General features: G+C 74.8%; 17 protein-coding genes. 11 read left to right on the top strand and 6 right to left on the bottom strand.

Annotation, left to right across the window (positions count from 1 at the left end; translation table 11 throughout):
• Window positions 1-81 precede the first annotated feature (81 nt).
• The 3 genes from ACFVUH_RS25950 to ACFVUH_RS25960 all read left to right on the top strand — a co-directional run bounded on the left by ACFVUH_RS25950 (window position 82) and on the right by ACFVUH_RS25960 (window position 1,717).
• Window positions 82-606: a CinA family protein gene (locus tag ACFVUH_RS25950; RefSeq protein ID WP_355365217.1), complete on the top strand. Its 525-nt coding sequence runs from the start codon at window positions 82-84 to the stop codon at window positions 604-606.
• Window positions 607-993: 387 nt separating this feature from the next.
• On the top strand, window positions 994-1,362 hold the full coding sequence (locus ACFVUH_RS25955; RefSeq protein WP_350551437.1) for a helix-turn-helix transcriptional regulator: 369 nt from the start codon (window positions 994-996) through the stop codon (window positions 1,360-1,362).
• Between the two features lie 103 nt (window positions 1,363-1,465).
• Window positions 1,466-1,717 (top strand): hypothetical protein, encoded by a 252-nt coding sequence (locus tag ACFVUH_RS25960; protein WP_355365213.1) that lies wholly within the window; start codon window positions 1,466-1,468, stop codon window positions 1,715-1,717.
• Window positions 1,718-1,813: 96 nt separating this feature from the next.
• Here the strand turns inward: ACFVUH_RS25960 and ACFVUH_RS25965 are convergent, their stop codons facing one another.
• Window positions 1,814-6,526 carry an ATP-dependent helicase gene (locus ACFVUH_RS25965; RefSeq protein WP_387915589.1) on the bottom strand — a complete coding sequence of 1,571 codons (4,713 nt, stop codon included), beginning with the start codon at window positions 6,524-6,526 and terminating at the stop codon, window positions 1,814-1,816.
• A 232-nt stretch (window positions 6,527-6,758) separates the two neighbouring features.
• Here ACFVUH_RS25965 and ACFVUH_RS25970 point away from each other — a divergent pair, with 232 nt between their 5' ends.
• From ACFVUH_RS25970 to rny, 7 genes are all read left to right on the top strand, one after another.
• On the top strand, window positions 6,759-8,333 hold the full coding sequence (locus ACFVUH_RS25970) for a S8 family serine peptidase (protein WP_387915591.1): 1,575 nt from the start codon (window positions 6,759-6,761) through the stop codon (window positions 8,331-8,333).
• Between the two features lie 56 nt (window positions 8,334-8,389).
• Window positions 8,390-8,938, top strand: coding sequence for a GNAT family N-acetyltransferase (locus ACFVUH_RS25975; RefSeq protein WP_387915593.1), 549 nt, complete (start codon window positions 8,390-8,392; stop codon window positions 8,936-8,938).
• Between the two features lie 43 nt (window positions 8,939-8,981).
• Window positions 8,982-9,176 (top strand): DUF3046 domain-containing protein, encoded by a 195-nt coding sequence (locus ACFVUH_RS25980; protein ID WP_350551423.1) that lies wholly within the window; start codon window positions 8,982-8,984, stop codon window positions 9,174-9,176.
• 78 nt (window positions 9,177-9,254) lie between these two features.
• Complete coding sequence (locus tag ACFVUH_RS25985; protein ID WP_387915596.1) at window positions 9,255-10,559, top strand: AI-2E family transporter; 1,305 nt, start codon at window positions 9,255-9,257, stop codon at window positions 10,557-10,559.
• A 244-nt stretch (window positions 10,560-10,803) separates the two neighbouring features.
• Window positions 10,804-11,919 (top strand): recombinase RecA, encoded by a 1,116-nt coding sequence (recA, locus tag ACFVUH_RS25990; RefSeq protein WP_387915597.1) that lies wholly within the window; start codon window positions 10,804-10,806, stop codon window positions 11,917-11,919.
• Between the two features lie 4 nt (window positions 11,920-11,923).
• Window positions 11,924-12,922 (top strand): recombination regulator RecX, encoded by a 999-nt coding sequence (gene recX / locus ACFVUH_RS25995; RefSeq protein WP_387915599.1) that lies wholly within the window; start codon window positions 11,924-11,926, stop codon window positions 12,920-12,922.
• 220 nt (window positions 12,923-13,142) lie between these two features.
• The gene (rny, locus tag ACFVUH_RS26000; RefSeq protein WP_387915601.1) at window positions 13,143-14,594 is read left to right on the top strand and encodes a ribonuclease Y; all 1,452 of its coding nucleotides are present in this window, start codon (window positions 13,143-13,145) and stop codon (window positions 14,592-14,594) included.
• Window positions 14,595-14,623: 29 nt separating this feature from the next.
• Here rny and ACFVUH_RS26005 read toward each other — a convergent pair whose 3' ends face one another.
• The 5 genes from ACFVUH_RS26005 to ACFVUH_RS26025 form a co-directional block, all read right to left on the bottom strand.
• The gene (locus tag ACFVUH_RS26005; RefSeq protein ID WP_387915603.1) at window positions 14,624-16,360 is read right to left on the bottom strand and encodes an FAD-dependent monooxygenase; all 1,737 of its coding nucleotides are present in this window, start codon (window positions 16,358-16,360) and stop codon (window positions 14,624-14,626) included.
• A gap of 134 nt (window positions 16,361-16,494) precedes the next feature.
• A complete protein-coding gene (locus ACFVUH_RS26010) occupies window positions 16,495-17,346 on the bottom strand; it encodes an amino acid ABC transporter permease (RefSeq protein ID WP_355365188.1) in 852 nt (283 codons plus the stop codon).
• Complete coding sequence (locus tag ACFVUH_RS26015; protein WP_355365185.1) at window positions 17,343-17,993, bottom strand: amino acid ABC transporter permease; 651 nt, start codon at window positions 17,991-17,993, stop codon at window positions 17,343-17,345. Before ACFVUH_RS26015 ends, ACFVUH_RS26010 begins: the two co-directional genes overlap by 4 nt.
• 46 nt (window positions 17,994-18,039) lie before the next feature.
• Complete coding sequence (locus tag ACFVUH_RS26020) at window positions 18,040-18,945, bottom strand: glutamate ABC transporter substrate-binding protein (RefSeq protein ID WP_355365182.1); 906 nt, start codon at window positions 18,943-18,945, stop codon at window positions 18,040-18,042.
• A 118-nt stretch (window positions 18,946-19,063) separates the two neighbouring features.
• The gene (locus tag ACFVUH_RS26025) at window positions 19,064-19,837 is read right to left on the bottom strand and encodes an amino acid ABC transporter ATP-binding protein (protein ID WP_355365179.1); all 774 of its coding nucleotides are present in this window, start codon (window positions 19,835-19,837) and stop codon (window positions 19,064-19,066) included.
• 463 nt (window positions 19,838-20,300) lie between these two features.
• On the opposite strand from ACFVUH_RS26025, the gene ACFVUH_RS26030 reads away from it, so the two are divergent.
• On the top strand, window positions 20,301-21,050 hold the full coding sequence (locus tag ACFVUH_RS26030; protein WP_387915606.1) for a response regulator transcription factor: 750 nt from the start codon (window positions 20,301-20,303) through the stop codon (window positions 21,048-21,050).
• Window positions 21,051-21,053 lie beyond the last annotated feature (3 nt).

The raw sequence follows: 21,053 nt of genomic DNA on the forward strand, positions 1-21,053 counted from the left end.
CGGGCCCCGGCCGCTCCCCGGGCCCCAGAATGGCGGGTACTCCGGGACGGGCCCGGGGGAGCGCGAGGGAGGGACGTCGGGATGAGTGGTGCAGCCGAGGCCGCGGGGACCGGGGCCGCCGACTACCGGCTGGCAGAGCGGGCGCACACCGCGCTGCGGGCCCGGGGCGGCACGGTGGCCGTCGCGGAGTCGCTGACCGGCGGGCTGCTGGCGGCCGCGCTGGTGGACGTCCCCGGGGCGTCGGCGACCTTCCGGGGCTCGGTGACCGCCTACGCGACCGAACTGAAGGCCTCGGTGCTGGGCGTCGACGAGGGGCTGCTGGACGTCCACGGCCCGGTCCACCCGGTGGTGGCCCGGCAGATGGCCGAGGGCGTGCGCAAGCTGCTCGGGGCGACCTACGGGGTCGCGACGACCGGGGTGGCCGGCCCGGAGCCGCAGGACGGCCGGCCGGTCGGCACGGTACACCTCGCGGTCGCCGGTCCGGGGGGAACTCTGGTCAGTTCGCCACGGTTGTCCGGAGGGCGTGCCACAATCCGTCACAGGGCGGTGACCGCCGCTCTGGAGCTGCTCGTCGGGCGGCTCCCGTCCGGTACGCCCGCGCACTGAACCGTCGTCCGCACCTCCGTCACCGTCCTTCCCGCCGGTCACCCGTCACCCCCGTCCCCGGTCCTCGTCGGGGGCCGTCCGCCGGGATCCCGGCCGAACCGGGATCCGCCGAACCGGCGTGCGGGCATCGCACATCTGGAGGATCGTGTTACATCGGAGTGCCTGGTTGGGCAGAAACCAGGTGGCGAGCGAGTGGCGTAGCGGTGGCCGAGTGCCGCCCGGAGGGTACGACGACGTGCCCGCCGACCCGGGTGCGACACCGAAACAGGGGAGGGGACAGCCTTGCAGCCCAGAGTGAACACGACCATGGTCCCCGCACGCGAAGCGGGCAAGGCGGTACGGTGGGGGCGTGACATCTCGATCCGCAGTCCGAGGAGGGAGGCACCGATGATCCTGCTCCGTCGCCTACTGGGCGATGTACTGCGTCGGCAGCGCCAGCGCCAGGGCCGCACACTCCGCGAGGTGTCGGCGGCCGCCAGGGTTTCGCTCGGATACCTCTCCGAGGTCGAGCGGGGACAGAAGGAGGCCTCCTCGGAGCTGCTCTCCGCCATCTGCGACGCGCTCGACGTCCGGATGTCCGAGGTCATGCGCGAGGTCAGCGACGAACTGTCGCTCGCCGAACTTGCGGCGATGGCCACCCTCTCCGAAGGTGAACTGCTGAGGCCGGTGCTCGAACCGGTTCCGCTGCCGGCTCCCGGCACCGACCGGGCGAACATGTCGCCCAAGGCCGCCGCGATGGACGTGGTCGCCGCCTGACCTGGCCTCGGTACGGGCCCCATCCGGCCCGGGTTGAGCGAAGGAGGCGGTCGTGCGCAGTGCGGCGGTGACGTGTGCCGGGGCCCGAATACGGTCCCGGCGGGTGCGGTTCCGGCCGGTCCGCTCGGGCCTGGCGCTGCTGGCGGTCCTGGCCGGCGGGTTCGGTTGGTGGCTGGCGGACGGCTCAGGGCACCTGCCCGGCGGTGCGGCGCTCGGCCTGCTGGCGGCCGGCGGCTGGGGGCTCGGACTGATCCCGGTCCACGCCGACTGGCGGTCCACCGGGCCGTCGCGGCAGCGGACGGACGAGCCGGACGCCTTGGCGGAGACACGGTGGGAGGCGCCCCGGACGGGGTGAACAAGACGCGGACGAGGGCCGTGGGACCGATCGGTCCCACGGCCCTCGTCGTCCTTCCGGCCCCCGGTTGCCTTCCGGCCTCCGGGAGTTCCTGGCTCAGGGGCGCAGCCGCAGGCCGCGTGGAGTGGCGTGGAAGCCCGCCTGCTCCAGGGCGGCGCCGAGCGCCGACCCGAGGGCCGGTTCGCCGTTGGCCCGCTCGACGGTGACGCTGCCCAGCGCCCCGGCCCGGGCCGCCCCGGCCAGCGCCTGCGCCGCCGCGGCCAGGAGGGCCTCCTCCTGCGCCCAGGCCAGCAGCGACTTCCCGCCGCGCTCCACGTACAGGCACAGCTCGCCGTCGACCAGCACCACCAGGGCACCGGCCTTCCGGCCCGGCCGGTGCGCCTTGCCCGTCGCCTCGGCGGACCCGGCGGGCGGTTCGGGCCAGGGCAGCGCGGCGCCGTAGGCGTTGGCCGGGTCGGCGGCGGCCAGCACCAGGGCCTGCGGGGGCTCGGCGGACGGGGCGGCCGGCCACTCGGTGCCCCGGGCCCGGTCCAGCCGGCCGCTGACCGAACGCAGCCGGTCGGCCGCGCCCTCCATGGCGAACTGGGCGCCGCCCAGCCCCTCCACGAAGTAGCCCCGGCGGGTCCGGCCGCGCTCCTCCATGGCCGCGAGCACCCGGTAGACCCCGGCGAAGCCGCCCGGGATCCGCTCGGCGGCGACCGTGCCCCGGGTGAGCAGGCCGTGCCGGTCCAGCAGGTTCTGCGCCTGGGCGGTGGCCCGGACGGTCGGGTCGGCGGCGAACGCGGGCAGCAGCGACCACCGGCCGCCGACCGTCGGGGGGCCGCTGCGCAGCGCGCCGCCGACCCGGCCGAAGGGGCGCCCGGCGCCGCCGAAGCGGCCGCGCGGGGTGGCCCGGGGCGCCCGGTGGGCGGTGGCTCCGGCCGTCCGGCCGGAGCCGAGCAGGGCGCGCAGCGGGGCCAGGGTGTCGTTGCTGACGTAGCCGGCCCAGACGAGGTCCCACAGGGCCTCGACGACCTCCGGCTCGGGCGTCTCCGGGAGGTGGGCGGTCAGTTGGCGGAAGAACAGTCCGTAGCCGCCGGTCAGTGCCTCCAGCAGGGCGGTGTGCACCGGGGTGACGGTGGGCGGCACCGGTTCGGGGCGCAGCAGGTGGGCGTTCTCGGCCAGGTGCAGGCTGATCCAGCCGTCCTTGCCGGGCAGCGCGCCGGCGCCGGCCCAGCCGATCTCGCCGGCCGCCATCAGTTCGTCGAGCAGGCCGGGGGAGTAGTCGGCGAGCCGGGCCGGGAGGATCAGCTTCTCCAGGGCGGAGGCGGGCAGGGCGGTGCCCTGGAGCTGTTCGACCACCCGGAGCAGGCCGTCCGGGCCGCGCAGCCGGTGGCCGGCCAGGTGCTGCCACTGGGGCAGGAAGGCGGCCAGGGCGCGCGGCGGGACGGGTTCGACCTCCTGGCGCAGCGCGGCCAGTGAGCGGCGGCGCAGGCGGCGCAGGACCTCGGCGTCGCACCACTCGACCGTGGCGGTGTGGCTCTCCACCGGGGTGAACTCGCCCTGGACCAGGCGGCCGGTGGCGGTCAGGCGGTGCAGGGTGCCGGTGACCACGGCGGTGCCCAGGCCGTAGCGGGCGGCGGCCTCGGCGGCGGTGAACGGGCCGTGGGTGCGGGCGTGCCGGGCGAGCAGGTCGCCCAGCGGGTCCTTGACCGGTTCGGTGAACGCCTCGGGCACGCCGACCGGCAGCGGGGTGCCGAGGGCGTCGCGCAGCCGGCCGGCGTCCTCGATGGCGGCCCAGCGCTGCTCGCCGCCGATCCGGACCTGGATCACCCGGCGGGCGGCCTCCAGTTCGAGGGCCCAGAGCGGTTCGGCGCCGCGGGCGGTCAGTTCGGCCTCGCTGAGCGGGCCGAGCAGGCGCAGCGCGTCGGCGACGCCCTCGGCGTCCTTGATCCGGCGTTCGGGGGTGAGCCGCTGGAGTTCGGCCTCCAGCTCGGCGAGGACCTGCGGGTCGAGCAGTTCGCGCAGCTCGGCCTGGCCGAGGAGTTCGGACAGCAGCCGGGAGTCCAGCGAGAGGGCGGCGGCGCGGCGTTCGGCGAGCGGGGAGTCGCCCTCGTAGAGGAACTGGGCGACGTAGCCGAAGAGCAGTGAGCGGGCGAACGGGGAGGGTTCGGGGGTGGTGACCTCGACCAGCCGGACGGCGCGGGATTCGAGGTCCCCCATCAGCTCGACCAGGCCGGGCACGTCGAAGACGTCCTGGAGGCACTCGCGGACGGCCTCCAGCACGATCGGGAAGGAGCCGTACTCGGCGGCGACCTCCAGCAGTTGGGCGGCGCGCCGGCGCTGCTGCCAGAGCGGGGTGCGCTTGCCGGGGTTGCGGCGCGGGAGCAGCAGGGCGCGGCCGGCGCACTCGCGGAAGCGGGAGGCGAACAGGGCGGAGCCGCCGACCTGGTCGGTGACCAGCTGTTCGATCTCCTGCGGGTCGAACAGGGCGGCGTCGGCGCCGACCGGGGCGTCGTCGGTGACCGGCTCGTCGGGCTTGGCGGAGGGGAAGTCGAGAAGGTCGGCGTCCGGGAGCCGGAGCACGATGCCGTCGTCGGCGTGCATGACCTGCGGGTCGAGGCCGTGCTTCTCGCGCAGCCGGGCGGCGAGGGCGAGCGCCCAGGGGGCGTGCACCTGGGCGCCGAAGGGGGAGTGCACGACGATCCGCCAGTCGCCGAGCTCGTCGCGGAAGCGCTCGACCACGATGGTGCGGTCGTCGGGGAGGTGGCCGCAGGCGGCGCGCTGCTCGGCGAGGTAGTCGAGGAGGTTGCCGGCGGCCCAGTCGTCCAGGCCGGCCTGCTTCAGCCGGGCGGTGGCGGTCTGCGGGTCGAGCGCGCCGAGTTCGCGGGTGAAGGCGCCGAGGGCGCGGCCGAGTTCGAGCGGGCGGCCGAGGCTGTCGCCCTTCCAGAACGGGAGCCGGCCGGGGATGCCGGGGGCCGGGGTGACCATCACCTTGTCGTGGGTGATCTCCTCGATCCGCCAGGAGGTGGTGCCGAGGGTGAAGACGTCGCCGACCCGGGACTCGTAGACCATCTCCTCGTCCAGCTCTCCCACCCGTCGCCCGCCACCACCCTTCTTGGAGTCCGTGCCGGCGATGAAGACGCCGAACAGGCCCCGGTCGGGGATGGTTCCGCCGGAGGTGACGGCGAGCCGCTGGGCGCCGGGGCGTCCGCTGACGGTGCCGGCCACCCGGTCCCAGACCAGGCGGGGGCGCAGCTCGGCGAAGGCGTCCGAGGGGTAGCGGCCGGCCAGCATGTCGAGCACCGCGTCGAAGGCGGACTGCGGGAGGGTGGCGAACGGCGCGGCCCGGCGGACGGCGGTGAGCAGCTCGTCGACCTGCCAGGTGTCCATCGCGGTCATCGCGACCAGCTGCTGGGCGAGCACGTCGAGCGGGTTGCGCGGGATGCGCAGCGCCTCGATCCGCCCGGCCCGCATCCGCTCGGTGACCACCGCGGACTGCACCAGGTCGCCCCGGTACTTGGGGAAGACCACGCCGGTGGAGACCGCGCCGACCTGGTGGCCGGCCCGGCCGACCCGCTGGAGGCCGGAGGCGACCGAGGGCGGGGACTCGACCTGGACCACCAGTTCGACGGCGCCCATGTCGATGCCGAGCTCCAGGCTGGAGGTGGCGACCACGGCGGGCAGCCGGCCGGCCTTGAGCTCCTCCTCGACCAGGGCCCGCTGTTCCTTGGAGACCGAGCCGTGGTGGGCGCGGGCGATCACCGCCGGGGCGCCCTTGGTGGCGCCGGAGCCGCCCATCAGCTGGGCGGGGGCGTGCGCCTCGGGCAGCGCGGTGCCGGTGGCGCGTTCGTGGGCGATCTCGTTCAGCCGGTTGCAGAGCCGCTCGGCGAGGCGCCGGGAGTTGGCGAAGACGATGGTCGAGCGGTGGGCCTGGACGAGGTCGACGATCCGTTCCTCGACGTGCGGCCAGATCGACGCGCCCCCGGCCTGGCGGCCGGGAGGTGCCCCCGGGCCCTGCGGGTCGCTCTCGGCCGCGCCGCCGAGTGCGGGGGCGGTGGGCAGGTCGTCGAGGTCGGGGACGGGGACGACCACGGAGAGGTCGAACTCCTTGGCGGCGGGCGGCTGGACCACCTCGGCGCCGCGTCCGGGGCTGAGGAAGCGGGCCACCTCCTCGACCGGCCGGACGGTGGCGGACAGGCCGATCCGGCGGGCCGGGCGGTCGAGCAGCTCGTCCAGCCGCTCCAGGGAGAGCGCGAGGTGGGCGCCGCGCTTGGTGCCGGCGACCGCGTGCACCTCGTCCAGGATCACGGTGTCGATGCCGCGCAGGGCGTCCCGGGAGGCGGAGGTGAGTAGCAGGAAGAGCGACTCGGGGGTGGTGATGAGGATGTCCGGCGGGTGGGTGGCGAAGCGGCGGCGGTCGGCGGCGGGTGTGTCGCCGGAGCGGATGGCGACCTGGACGTCGGGTTCGGGCAGGCCGAGCCGGACGGCGGCCTGGCGCAGGCCGGCCAGCGGGGCACGGAGGTTGCGCTCGACGTCGACCGCGAGGGCCTTGAGCGGGGAGACGTAGAGGACCCGGCAGCGGCGTCTGGATTCGGCGGGGGGCGGGGTGCTGCTGAGCCGGTCCAGGGCGGACAGGAAGGCCGCGAGGGTCTTGCCGGAGCCGGTGGGGGCGACCACCAGGACGTCGGTGTCCCGGGCGATGGCGCGCCAGGCCTCGGCCTGGGCGGTGGTGGGCGCGGAGAAGGCGCCGCCGAACCAGGCCCGGGTGGCGGGGGCGAAGCCGGCCAGCGGGTCGGCCGGGGGCGGGGTCGGGTGCGCGGTCGCCATGTCCCCATGGTGCCCGGTGGCACCGACAAGGGGGCGGGTCCGACGGGGCCGGTGGCCGGTCCGGGGTCGTGGCCGCCGGGGACGGTGGCCGTTCGGGGCAACCGGGAAGGCGGAGCGGACAATCGGCTCATATCGTGATGATTCAGTCATTGTGATGCTCCTGTGAAGACCAGCCCTCCGGTGGCCGGCCGCCCCGGTGCGGCCGCCGGGACCGACGAGCGGAGGCCGTGCCATGGCGCAGGCGGACCCGTCCGGCTCCCGTCCCGCCCCGGTCCCCGTCCGGGTGGCCGGGCCGGCCGGGGGCGCCCGGCGCCGGGGCCGGGGCCGGGGGCCGCTGCGGGTCCTGCTCGTGATGCTGCTCACCGCGCTGGTCGCCGGCGGCGCCGTGCCGTACGTCGCCGGGCCGGGGCGGGCCTACCTCAGCTACCTGGTCCTCGCCGAGCGGGCGGACGCCGAGGGGGCCGGCCGGGCGGCGGAGCAGGCCCGGGCGGCCGGCGGGCAGGTCGTCCAGGAGTACCCGCAGATCGGGGTGGTGCTGGCGTACGCCGCCGGGGGCTTCGCCGAGAAGGTGCGCGGGCGGCCCGGGGTGGCCGCCGTCGGGGCCACCCGCACCGCGCCGGTGCCCGGCCCGCCCCGGTCGGTGGACGGCGCGGGCGACTTCCGGACCGGCGGCGGCGCGGGACGCGGTGCGGGCGACGGCGTCGAGGGCGGGGCCGGCGAGGCCGACACCACCGTCACGGTCCCCGACCCCGGCGAGCGCGACGCCTGGAACCTCGCGCTGCTCGGCGCCGCCCCCGGCGCGGCCGCGGACACCACCCGCCCGCCGCACGGCCCGGACACCCCCGGCGCCGACGCCCTGCGGAAGGTGCTGGTCGCCGTCCTCGACTCCGGCGTCGACGACACCCACCCCGACCTGCGCGCCGCCGTCGACCCGAAGAGTTCCGCCTCCTGCACCGACGGCCGTCCCGACGCCCGCACCGGCTCCTGGCGACCCGACGCCGGGGTCGGCGAGAGCGGCCACGGCACCCACGTCGCCGGGATCGTCGGCGCCGCCCGGGACGGCCGCGGTGTCAGCGGGGTCGCGCCCGGCGTGCGGATCGCCGCCGTCCGGCTGCTCGGCCCGCTCGGCCAGTACTACGCCGAGAACATCGTCTGCGGCATGCTCTGGGCCGCCGACCACGGCGCCCGGGCGATCAACAACAGCTACTTCGCCGACCCGTGGAAGTACAACTGCCCCGACGACCCCGACCAGGCGGCGCTGACCGCCGCCGTCGGCCGGGCCGTCGACTACGCCCGCCGGCGGGGCGCGGTGGTGGTCGCCTCGGCCGGCAACGACGCGCAGGACCTCGGCGCCGGCCGCACCGACGAGCGCAGCCCCAACGACCGTACCGGCGGACCGCCGTTGTCCCGCTCCCTCGGCCCCGAGTGCGTCCGGCTGCCCGGCGAGCTGCCCGGGGTGGTCACCGTGACCGCCCTCGACCGGGACGGCCGCCCGTCCGCCTACACCAACCACGGGCGCGGCCGGGTCTCGCTGGCCGCCCCCGGCGGGAACCCGGACGGCGGGGTCCAGGGCGCGGTGGTCTCCGACTGGCCCGGCGGCCGGTACGCCGCGCTGGCCGGCACCTCGATGGCCGCCGCACACGTCACCGGCGCGGTCGCGGTGGCCGCCGCGCTGCACCCGGACTGGGACTCCGACCGGCTCGCCGCCCTGCTGGCCGCCACCGCGGACGCCGCCTGCCCGCCCGGCCCGCACGCCTGCGGCGACCGCGAGTACTACGGCGCCGGGGCGCTGGTCCTGCCGCGCTGAGCCGGCGGCCCGGAAAACCGGGTGACGGACCGGGACGGACGGGCGACGATCGGGGGATGGACGTCTTCCTCACCACCGAGCGGCTGGTGCTGCGCCGCTTCACCGCCGCCGACGTGGACGCGCTGGTCGACCTGGACGCCGACCCGGAGGTCACCCGCTACCTCACCGGCGGGCGGCCCACCCCGCGCGAGGTGGTCGAGTCCGCGCTGCTCCCGCTCTACCTCGAGCACTACCGCCGCTACGGCGACCTCGGCTGGTGGGCGGCCGAGGAGCGGGAGGGCGGGGCCTTCCTCGGCTGGTTCGAGTTCCGGCCGCTGGACGGCCGCACCGAGGTCGAGCTGGGCTACCGGCTGCGCCGCCCGGCCTGGGGGCGGGGCTACGCCACCGAGGGCGCCCGGGCGCTGATCCGCCGGGGCTTCACCGGGCTCGGCGTGGAACGGGTGGTGGCGTACACCATGGCGGTCAACCGCGGCTCGCGGCGGGTGATGGAGAAGGCCGGGCTCTCGTACGTGCGGACCTTCCACGAGGACCACCCGGAGGCGATCCCGGGCAGCGAGCACGGCGAGGTCGAGTACGCCCTGACCGCGGCCGACTGGCACCCGTAGGAGGGGCGGCGGGGCCGTCCGGCGGTCCGGGATACTGGTGGGCATGAGGCTGACGGAGTTCTGGCGGCGGATGTACGCGCACTTCGGCGAGGCGTACGCGGAGTCCTTCGCGAGCGACCACGTGATGAGCGAGCTCGGCGGGCGGACGGTCCGCCAGGCGCTGGAGGCGGGCTGGGAGGCCAAGGACGTCTGGCGGGTGGTCTGCGACACCCAGGGCGTCTCCTCTGTGCTCCGCTGACCCGGTCCGGCCCCGGACACCGTCCGCGGTTCGCGTCCGATGCTCGAACACGCGTCGGGCATGGGTCAGACTGTGCGGGTGGCAAGCAGTGCAGAACAGCAGAATTCGGACAGGTCGGCGCAGGTCGTCGACGAGGTCGCGGGCCCTACGCCCGCCTCCCCGCCTCCCGGGCCGGCCCCCGCCCGCACCCCGGGGGACGGCCTCTGGGGTTCCGGGATGCCGCGGTGGCTGCCCCGGGCGATGGTGCTGGCGCTGGTCATGGTCGGGCTCTTCCAGCTCGCCGACTGGGCCTTCCACGAGCTGATCGACCTCTTCGTGATGCTGCTGGTCTCCTTCTTCCTGTCGCTGGCGCTGGAGCCGGCGGTGGACCGGATGGCCGCGCGCGGAGTGCGCCGCGGGGTGGGCACCTTCCTGGTCTTCGTCGCGGTGGCGATCGCCGTCGGCGGCTTCCTGACCGCGCTCGGCACCCTGCTGGTCGACCAGGTGGCGAAGATCGCGAGCGACCTCCCGCACCTGCTCGACAACCTGATCGCCTGGATCAACAGCACCTTCCACCAGGACCTCTCGGTGGACGAGCTGCAGAAGAAGCTGCTCAAGGACTCCGGCGCGATCGAGAACTACGCGCAGCAGGCCGCGGACAACGTCTGGGGCGTCTCCTCGACCCTGATCGGCGGACTGTTCCAGGCGTTCACGGTCGGTCTGTTCACCTTCTACTTCACCGCGGACGGCCCCCGGGTGCGGCGGACCGTCTGCTCGATGCTGCCGCCCGCCAAGCAGGCCGAGGTGCTGCGCGCCTGGGAGATCGCGCTGGCCAAGACCGGCGGCTACCTCTACTCCCGGGCCCTGCTCGCGGTCGCGTCGGCGCTCGCGCACTGGGTGATGTTCGCGCTGCTGGACCTGCCGTACGCGGCGGCGCAGGCGGTCTGGGTCGGCGTCATGTCGCAGTTCGTGCCGACCATCGGCACCTACCTGGCGGGGGCGCTGCCGGTCCTGGTGGCGCTCACCACCGACCAGCCGGTGGACGCGGTCTGGGTGCTGGTGTTCGTGGTGGTCTACCAGCAGATCGAGAACTACCTGCTGCACCCGCGGATCACCGCGAAGACGGTGGACGTGCACCCGGCGGTGGCGTTCGGCGCGGTGATCGCGGGCGCGGCGCTGCTGGGCGGGGTCGGCGCGCTGATCGCCATCCCGGCGGCGGCCACCCTGCAGGGCTTCGTCGGCACGTACGTGCGGCGGTACGAGGTGACCGACCCGCGGATCGACCGCGGCGAGCAGCGCCGGCAGCGGCGGGAACTGCGCCGGGAGGCGGCGCGCAGGCTGCGTCGGATGGTCGGCGCGGACTCCGGGGACTCCGGCGACTCCGGGGGCGCGGAGCGGCCGTAGGGCTCGAACGGGCTCGAACGGGTCCGGAGCGGGGCCGGAGCGGGGCCGGAGCGGGGCCGAAGTGGGTCCGGAGTGGGTCCGGACCGACGGCTCGAACGGCCCCGGCTTGATTCGAACACTTGTTCTTTGTACTCTCCGGCGCAGAGTTCTCCCCAGGCTGAGCCCGGTCGGAGCCGATTGTCGGTGGGACGCGCTAGCGTCGAGGACGATGAAGCGCACAGCACAGAACCCGAGGGTGGAAGCCATGGCAGGTACGGACCGCGAGAAGGCCCTTGAGACGGCGCTCGCCCAGATCGAGCGGCAGTTCGGCAAGGGCTCGGTGATGCGCCTCGGCGAGAAGGCCAACGAGCCCGTCGAGGTGATCTCCACCGGGTCCACCGCCCTGGACGTCGCCCTCGGGGTCGGCGGCATCCCGCGCGGCCGAGTGATCGAGATCTACGGCCCCGAGTCCTCCGGAAAGACCACGCTGACCCTGCACCTGGCGGCCAACGCCCAGAAGGCCGGCGGCACGGTCGCCTTCGTCGACGCGGAGCACGCGCTCGACCCGGAGTACGCCAAGAAGCTCGGCGTGGACACCGACGCCCTGCTGGTCAGCCAGCCGGACACCGGTGAGCAGGCCCTGGAGATCACCGACATGCTGATCCGCTCCGGCGCGATCGACCTGGTGATCATCGACTCCGTGGCGGCGCTGGTCCCGCGCGCGGAGATCGAGGGCGAGATGGGCGACTCGCACGTCGGTCTGCAGGCCCGTCTGATGAGCCAGGCGCTGCGGAAGATCGCCGGTGCGCTGAACCAGTCGAACACCACCGCGATCTTCATCAACCAGCTGCGCGAGAAGATCGGCGTGATGTTCGGCTCGCCGGAGACCACGACCGGTGGCCGGGCGCTGAAGTTCTACGCCTCGGTCCGTCTGGACATCCGCCGGATCGAGACCCTGAAGGACGGCACCGAGGCGGTCGGCAACCGCACCCGCGTCAAGGTCGTCAAGAACAAGGTCGCCGCGCCGTTCAAGCAGGCCGAGTTCGACATCCTCTACGGCGTGGGCATCAGCCGCGAGGGCGGACTGATCGACATGGGCGTCGAGCACGGCTTCATCCGCAAGTCGGGCGCCTGGTACACCTACGAGGGCGACCAGCTCGGCCAGGGCAAGGAGAACGCCCGCAACTTCCTGCGGGACAACCCGCAGCTGGCCGACGAGATCGAGCGCAAGATCAAGGGCAAGCTGGGCATCGGCCCGAAGGTCGAGGAGCCGGCCGGGGCCGAGGCCGCGGATGCCGGCGAGGGCGCGGCCAAGCCGATCACCGCGACCGCCGCCAAGACGGCCGCGGCGAAGAAGACGGCGGCGGCCGCCAAGGCCTGAGCCGTTGACGCAGCACAGTGGGCCGACCGGCCCGGAGGACGACGACTACGGGCCGCCGGACTGGTTCGCGGCCGTGGCCGAACCGGAACCCGCTTCGGAGCCCGCGCCCGAGCGCGCGGCGGGGCGCGTCCGGTCCGCGCGGCGGCCTGCGGCGCGCCCGGCGGACGTCGGCGAGCTCGGGCTCGTCTCCGCCTCCGAGCTGCCGGCCGGACGGCGTCGGCGCCGCTCGGCGCTGGTGGCGGAGCAGCCCCCCGGCCGGTCGGCCGGTGAGGGCGAGGGGGCCGACGGGGGCGACGGAGCGGGGGCGGCCGGTCACGGGGGTGCGGCCGCCCCCGCCCCGGCGTTCCCCGCGGAACGGCCGAGGCGGCGCTCCGGCCGTACCCGGCGCGGGGGGACCGGGGAGGGCGCCGGAGGCGACGACGACGGCGCGGGCGCGGACGAGCGATCCGGCGGTGGGTCCCGGCGCGGCCGGGCCGAGGAGCCGGCCGATCCCGAGTCCCGGGCCCGGGACATCTGCCTGCGGCTGCTCACCGGCGCGGCCAAGACCCGCAAGCAGCTCGCCGACGCCCTGCGCAAGCGGGAGATCCCGGACGAGGTCGCCGAGGAGGTGCTGACCCGGCTGGAGGAGGTCGGGCTGATCGACGACGCGGCCTTCGCCCGGGCCTGGGTGGAGTCCCGGCACAGCGTGCGGGGCCTGTCCCGGCGCGCGCTGGCCCAGGAGCTGCGGACCAAGGGGGTTTCCGGCGAGCTCGCCGAGCAGGCCCTCGCCCAGCTCGACCCGGACGACGAGACCGAGGCGGCCCGCGCCCTGGTCGAGCGCCGGCTGCGGACCACCCGGGGCCTGGAGCGGCAGACCCGCACCCGCCGGCTGGTCGGCGTGCTCGCCCGGCGCGGCTACTCCGAAGGGCTGGCGTTCCGGGTCGTCCGGGAGGCGCTGGACGAGGAGGAGAGCGGTGCGGGGGAGTGGGACGGGGCGCACGGGGACACGGCGTACGAGGACTGAGGCCCGGGTCGCCCGGGGTTACCCGAGGGTTGGTCAACTGCCTGGCCAGTCTTGACCGTTTCGTAACCCGCGCCTAGCCTCGCACTCAGTGCGGGAGCACGTCGATCATCCCTCGGCCACCCCCGGCCGCGCTCCCGGCCGTGCCTGCACCCGTGTGGTTCCGGGCCGGTCGCGCGACGGTCCCGGGCGGCGTGCCGCGACGGGACGGGGAGTGGGCAGCATGAGGACCGCGGTGAGCGCCGGATCGGCCGCCTCCTTGCTGGCGGTGGCCGTGCTGGCGGCCCTGGTGACGGCCTGGCTGCTGGCCCGGCGGTTCCGCGGCGCGCAGCGCCGGGCCGCCGCCGAGACCGAGCGGGCGCGGCGGCAGGCCGAGCGGCAGGCGGACCGGCTGCGCGCCGAACTCGACCGGCGCGAGGAGTGGTTGGCCGGGGAGCTGGACCGGCTGCGGGTCCGCGAGGGCGAACTGGCCGAGCGGACGGCCGAGGTGACGCGTTCCAGGGTCGAGGCGGAGGAGCTGGTCCGGCACCGGGCGGCCGAGTTGGAGCGGGCCGCCGGGCTCTCCGCGGCGCAGGCCCGCGCCGAAGTCGTCCGCGAGGCCGAGGCGCAGGCCCGCCGGGAGGCGGCGGTCACCGTCCGGGAGATCGAGCGCGCCGCCCGCGAGGAGGGCGAGCAGCGGGCCCGGGGCATCGTGGCCGGGGCGGTCCAGCGCCTGGCGGCCGAGCAGACCGCCGAGACCGCGGTGTCGGTGTTCCGGCTGCCCACCGAGGAGATGAAGGGCCGGGTGATCGGGCGCGAGGGCCGCAACATCAAGACCTTCGAGGCCGTCACCGGCGTCAATCTGATCATCGATGACACCCCGGCGGTGGTGCAGCTCTCCTGCTTCGACCCGGTCCGCCGGGAGACCGCCCGGCTCACCCTGGAACAACTGGTCGAGGACGGCCGGATCCACCCGCTGCGGATCGAGCACGTCCACGCCCGCAGCCGCGCGGAGGTCGAACGCCGCTGCGTGCGGGCCGGTGAGGACGCGCTGCTCGCCGTCCGGGTCGGCGGCATGCACCCGGAGCTGGTCCGCACCCTGGGCACCCTGCGCTACCGGGCGTCGTACGGGCAGAACGTGCTCGGGCACCTGGTGGAGTCGGCGCACCTGGCCGGGATGATGGCCGCCGAGCTCGGAGTGGACCCGGAGCCGGTGCGGCGCGCGGCGCTGCTGCACGACATCGGCAAGGCGCTGACCCACGAGGTCGAGGGCAGCCACGCGGCGGTCGGCGCGGACTTCGCCCGGCGGCACGACGAGTCGGCGGACGTGGTGCACGCGATCGCCGCGCACCACGGCGAGGTGGAGCCGCGGACCGTGGAAGCGGTGCTGGTGCAGGCCGCCGACGCCTGCTCGGGCGGCCGGCCGGGCGCGCGCAAGGAGTCGCTGGAGGCGTACGTGCGCAGGCTGGAGCGGCTGGAGGAGATCGCCCGGGCGCACGACGGCGTGGCCGACGTCTACGCGATGCAGGCCGGCCGGGAGGTCCGGGTGATGGTCCGCCCGGAGGTGGTGGACGACCTCGGGGCGCAGGTGATCGCCCGCGAGGTCGCCAAGCAGGTCGCCGAGGAGCTGACCTACCCGGGCCAGATCCGGGTCACGGTGGTCCGGGAGAGCCGGGTCACCGAGGTGGCCCGCTAGCGGCATCCGGCCCTGCGACGCGTCGGGCCCTACGGAGCGTCGGCGCCCTGGGCGCCCGCCGGCCGGCCGGCCGACCGGGCGGCCGGGGGCTCCGGCTCGGTCCCGCCGGTCAGCGAGGCCGGTCCGCCGCGGGCCCGGTCGGCCAGCGCCTGGAGGTCCTCGGTGTCCGCGCCCTGGGTGACCCCGACCAGGTGGCCGTCGGGCCGGATCAGCAGCACGGTGTGCGGGCCGGCGCCGGGGTAGGCCTCGGTGACCAGGACCTCGGCCGGAACCGGCAGCGCGGCCGCGACCTCGGCCAGCCGGGGCATCAGCCCGGCGCCCAGCCAGTGCTCCGCGGACCAGACGGCGGTGCCGGGAGCGACCAGCAGCAGCAGGAAGCCCGCGCCGAGCCGGGCGTGCAGCTGGTCCGGGGTGCCGTCGGCGGCCAGCACCGGCAGGTCCGGGACGAGCACGCCGGCCGCGGTGGCCGGCAGCAGTTCGCTGAGTGAGGTGGCACTGCGCGTCCCGCGCTGGACCGGCACCCGCCCGGGCCCGCCGGAAGGGGCGGCCGGGTACGCCGGGGCGCCGCCGAACCGTCCGGTGCCGAGGTGGCCGTCGGCGAGCAGCGGCGCGTGCTTGCGGAAGGAGCCGGTGAACAGCGAGCGCCGGGTCTGCGCCCAGCCACGCAGCGGGCGCAGCAGCGGCATGGACTGGTCGACGGCGCGCAGCCGGGCGCCGACCGCGCCGCGCCGCTCGGCCTCGTAGCCGTCGAGCAGGGAGCCGCCGGGCTGCGGGCCGCCGGAGCGGAAGTGCCAGGCGAGGGCGAGCCGCCAGGCGAGGTTGTCGGCGTCGCGCAGGCCGTCGGTGAGGTTCTGCATGCCGAGGGCGCCGTGCAGATGGGCGGCGTCGCCGGCCAGGAAGCAGCGGCCGCTGCGGAACCGGGCGGCCAGTCGCTGCTGGGCGGTGTGGTCGGCGGCGGCGAGCAGGTCGAACCTCGGCAGTTCCCCGCACCAGCCGGTGAGGGTGGCGGTGACCCGGGTGAGCAGGGTGTCGCCGGTGACGATGCCGGGCCAGGTGGCGTGCGGGTCGACCGGCTCGGTGACCGCCGGCCGGCCCGGGGGCAGCCGCCAGTCGAGCCGCCAGACGCCGTGCGGCAGCGGGCGGGCGGTGGCCTCGCGGTCACCGCGCCACGGCGGCTCGCGGTGCAGCCGGGCCTCGGTGAACGGCAGGTCGACCCGGACGGTGGCGACGGCGCTGCGGTCGACGGCCGGCCGGCCGGGGAAACGGATCTTCAGCAGTTTGCGGACCGCCGAGCGGGCGCCGTCGCAGCCGACCAGGTGGCTGCCGCGCCACCGGGTCTCGGTGCCGTCCTTGGGGTTGCGGGTGAGCACGCTGACGCCGTCGCGGTCCTGGTCGAGCCCGGTGACCCGGCTGAGCGGCACCAGCCTGACCAGCGGGGTGCCGCTGAGGGCGTCCTGCAGTCCGCGCTGCAGACGGTGCTGGGGCAGGTGCAGGACGGGGGCGTCGGCGAGGTCGATCCGGAGTACCTCCTGGCGGCGGCGCCAGACGGTGAAGGCGTCCCAGCGGGCGGCGTCGGCGACGGCCCGGGGGTAGCCGATCCGGGCCAGGAAGGCAGCGGTGTCGGCGCCGAGGACGACGCTGCGCGGGCTCTCGGGGCAGAGCCCGGAGCCCTCGTCGAGGACGACGGTCGGCACCTCGTGCCGGGCGAGCGCGAGGGCCAGGGCGAGGCCGACCGGCCCGGCCCCGACCACGATCACCGGGTCCATGCCGGTCCCTCCGGGCACGGACGGGTGCCGTGGATCTCGGAGCCCGGGTCGGCCCTCAGGCTGCCGTCATATGCCGCGTGCTTGCTCCCGGGTGGTGTCACGAACAGCAATGCAACAGTTCACCTGCGTGTCCGTCAAGCAGCAGGTGAAGTGCGCCGGTTCGCGCCGCCTCGTCCACGTGCCTCGATCCACCGGGCGAGCGCGGTGAGCAGCAGGCACATCGCGATGTACAGGGGACCGATCACCAGGACGACGGGGATGTAGGGGAAACCCGCGGCGTTCAGCGGCTGGCTGGCGATGGCCTTACCGACGAAGAGCAGCTCGTGGTAGGTGATGACGAAGCCGAGCGAGGTGTCCTTGAGCGTGACGACCAGCTGGCCGATCATCGAGGGCAGCATCGAGCGGACCGCCTGCGGGACCAGGACGGTGGTCATCACCTGGGTCTTGCGCAGGCCGAGCGCGTACGCCGCCTCGCCCTGGCCGCGCGGGACCGCGTTGACACCGCTGCGGATGATCTCCGCCTGGACCGAGCCGTTGTAGAGGGTGAGGCCGAGGACCAGCGCCCACATCGGCTGCTTGGCGAAGAACGCGTAGTAGAGGGCGACGATCAGGATCAGCAGCGGCATCGCCCGGAAGAACTGGACGAAGGAGGCCGCCGCCCAGCGCACCGGACGGTGGTCGGAGAGCTGACCGGCCGCCAGCAGCGCGCCGAGGGCGAGCGAGAGGACGGCCGCCAGCCCGAAGGCCTGGAGGGTGGAGACCAGGCCGTCGACGATCCGCTGCTGGATGGCCGTGTACTGGAAGGCGTCCCAGAGCTCGGCGTCGAACTGGCCGTTGTCGCTGAGCGTGCTGAAGACGTACCAGAGCAGCCCGGCGATCCCGAGCAGCGACAGCACGCCGAGGATCCGGTAGCGGGCGCGGGCCCGCGGGCCGGGGGCGTCGTAGAGGACGCCGGCCGTGGTCGAGCGGGTGAACAGCGAACTCATCGGGCCACCGCCAGTCGGTCTTCCAGGAAGCGGAACAGCAGGGCGACGGTCGCGCTGATCACCAGATAGGCGCAGGCCACCCAGAAGAAGATCGCGAAGATCGAGTAACCGCGCTCGGAGAAGGTCTGCTGAGCGCTGTACAGCTCGCTGACGCTGAACGCGCCGGCGATCGCCGAGTTCCTCGGCAGGGCGATGAAGACGCTGCTCATCGGCGCCATCACGGTCCGGGCCGCCTGCGGCAGGACGACCTGGGTGAGGGTCTGGCCGAAGGTCATGCCGAGGCTGCGGGCGGCCTCCGCCTGACCGAGCGGCACCGTGTTGATGCCGGAGCGCAGCACCTCGCAGACGAACGCCGCGGTGTAGCCGCCGAGCGCCAGCACCGCGAAGACGAGGTGGCTGAAGTGCACCCCGAGCGGCGGCAGGCCGAAGGTCACGGCGAAGAACAGCACGGTCAGCGGGGTGTTGCGGAAGAGCGTGACCCAGCCGGTGCCGAAGGCGCGCAGGACCGGGATCGGGGAGACCCGGAAGGCCGCCAGCAGGGTGCCCAGCAGCAGGGCGAGCAGCGCGCTGAGCGCGCTCAGCTCGATCGTCTGCAGGAAGCCGTCGCGGAACAGCGCGAAGTTGCCGTCCTCGAACAGGAAGCCCATCCGGCGGCCCTCCTCTCAGGGGTTCGTCGACTCGGGAGCGGGCGGATCAGTAGCGGTCGAGGGCCGGCGGCTGCGGCGCGGAGGAGCCGGAGAGGCCGAGGGTGGCGTCGTAGGCCTTCTTCCAGTCGCCGTTGTCCTGGTGGGCCTTGAGCGCGTCGTTGATCGCGTCGCGCAGCGCCTTGTCGTCCTTGTTCAGGCCGACGCCGTAGTTCTCCTTGGTGAAGGGCTGGCCGACGACCTTGAGCTTGGGCGCGTACTTGGAGGCGTAGCCCTTGAGGATGGCGTCGTCGGTGGTGACCGCGTCGACCTCGCCCGAGCTCAGCTTCTCGACGCAGGCCGAGTAGGTGTCGAACTGGGTGATCTTCGGCGAGTACTTCTCGATGTTCTTGATCGAGGTCGAGCCGGTGGCGGTGCAGACGTTCTTGCCGTTGAGCGAGTCCGGGCCGGTGATCGCGGTGTTGTCGGCCTTGACCAGCAGGTCCTGGCCGGCGACGTAGTACGGGCCGGCGAAGGAGACGGTCTTCTTGCGCTCGTCGTTGATGCTGTAGGTGCCGACGTAGAAGTCGATCTGGCCCTTGGAGATGGCCGGCTCGCGCTGCGAGGAGACCAGGGTCTGCCACTTGATCTGCTGCGGGGTGAAGCCGAGGTCGGCCGCGACCATCTTGGCGATCTCGATGTCGAAGCCGCTGCGGTCGTTGCTGGCGAGGTCCTCCCAGCCGAGGAACGGCTGGTCGGCCTTGGCGCCGATGATCAGCTGGCCGCGCTTCTTGGCCTCGGCCAGGACCGGCGAGTCCACCTTGACGTCGGTCTTCACGGTGTAGGTCGGCAGCGCCGGGGCGGCGGTGCCGCCGGACGAGGCGCTGCCGCCGGGCGTGCCGTCCTTGCCGCAGGCGGCGGTGGCGGTGAGCGCGACGGCACAGAGCGCGACGGCGAAGGTGCGACGGGTCCTCATGAGGGTCTCCTCGGGCTGGGCCACGGGTCAACCGGGCTGTGGCGAAGGCAGGGGGGCGGACGGGCACACGGGTGTACGGCGGCGTCCTTGCCGCCGCGGCCGGGGACCGGCCCGGGGATCAGTGGTGCAGGATCTTGGAGAGGAAGTCCTTGGCGCGGTCGGAGCGCGGCGCGGTGAAGAAGGCCTCCGGGGTGTTCTGCTCGACGATCCGGCCGTCGGCCATGAACAGCACCCGGTTGGCGGCGGAGCGGGCGAAGCCCATCTCGTGGGTGACGACCACCATCGTCATGCCGTCGGCGGCCAGCCGGCGCATGACCTCCAGCACTTCGTTGATCATCTCGGGGTCGAGCGCCGAGGTGGGCTCGTCGAAGAGCATCACCTTCGGGTTCATCGCCAGCGCCCGGGCGATCGCCACGCGCTGCTGCTGGCCGCCGGACAGCTGGGCGGGGTACTTCGCGGCCTGGGCGCCGACACCGACCCGGTCCAGGAGCTCCTCGGCGGTCGCCACCGCCTTGTCCTTGGCGATGCCGCGGACCTTCACCTGGCCGAGGACCACGTTCTCCAGCACGGTCTTGTGCGCGAAGAGGTTGAAGCTCTGGAACACCATGCCGACCTCGGCCCGCAGCCGGGCCAGCTCCCGGCCCTCGGCGGGCAGCGGGCGGCCGTCGATGGTGATCGTTCCGGAGTCGACGGTCTCCAGCCGGTTGATCGTCCGGCACAGCGTGGACTTGCCCGAGCCGGACGGGCCGATCAGGACGACCACCTCGCCCTGGTGGATCTCCAGGTCGATGTCCTGGAGCACGTGCAGCGCACCGAAGTGCTTGTTCACGTTGCGCAGGACGACCAGCGGAGCGGCGTCGGCGCGGGAGTCCTTGTCGAGGCTCGTGGTCATCGCGCCGGCTCCCTCTGGTCGGCCCCCGGGAGTGAACTCCCTTGGGCAGCAATGGTGGTAGGAATACGAGGGCCGCGACCGGCGGAGTCGCGACCCTCGGTGGGGCGACCATAGGAGGCCTGACGATGCCACGTCAGCCGATCTGAGCGGAACTTGAGGATCACGATCCGGCCACACGATCGGCGGGTGCTGTTCACCGAGGGCCGATCCGGGCACAGTGGCAGCGTTCGCGGCCGCGGCGGTCGTCGTCGCGGAACCCCGGCGGAACCCCCGGCGGAACCCCGGCGGGGTACCGGCGCGGGCCGGAAGCCCCCGCCGCCGGCACCGGCCGAGCCTGGCGTCCGGGCCGTCCCTGGCCCATACTGCGCAGAACCGGGGCCTGCCCGGCAGGGGGAGCCGGCGCGACCGCAGGACGGCCGCGCGAGAGACCCCCGGAGAACCGTCCGGGAGAGGAGGGAGACAGATGCGACTGCTGCTCGTCGAGGACGACGAACGCGTGGCCGCCGCGCTGGTCGCGGTCCTGGGCCGGCACGGATTCCAGGTCCGGCACGCCCGCAGCGGCCACGAGGCGCTGGACGCCCTGGTGCCGGACGGCAGCGATCCCTACCGGGTGGTGCTGCTCGACCTCGGCCTGCCCGACCGGGACGGCTTCGAGGTCTGCAGCCGGATCCGGGCCGGCAGCGGCGTGCCGGTGATCATGGTGACCGCCCGCGCCGACATACGCTCCCGGATCCACGGCCTCAACCTCGGTGCCGACGACTACGTCACCAAGCCCTACGACATGGGCGAGCTGCTCGCCCGGATCCACGCGGTGGCCCGCCGCGGCGCCGCGCCCGCCGCCGTCGCCGTGCCCGCGCCGGACACCGTCCCGCAGCAGCGCGGCCCGCTGGAGTCCCGCGGCATCGTGATCGACCGCGAGCGCCGCCGGGTCAGCGTCGACGGCCGGGACGTGCCGCTCACCCGCAAGGAGTTCGACCTGCTGGCGCTGCTCGCCCAGAGCCCCGGCGTGGTCTACCGCCGCGAGCAGATCTTCAGCGAGGTCTGGCGCAGCGGCTGGGAGGGCAACGGCCGCACCCTGGAGGTGCACATCGGCTCGCTGCGCACCAAGCTCGCCCTGCCCGGCCTGGTCGAGGCCGTCCGGGGCGTCGGCTACCGGCTGATACCCGAGTGCCCCGCCGCCGACACCCCGCCCCCGGCCCGCGCGGAGCACTGACCG

The organism is Kitasatospora sp. NPDC058032 (assembly GCF_042885845.1).
Lineage (GTDB): Bacteria > Actinomycetota > Actinomycetes > Streptomycetales > Streptomycetaceae > Kitasatospora.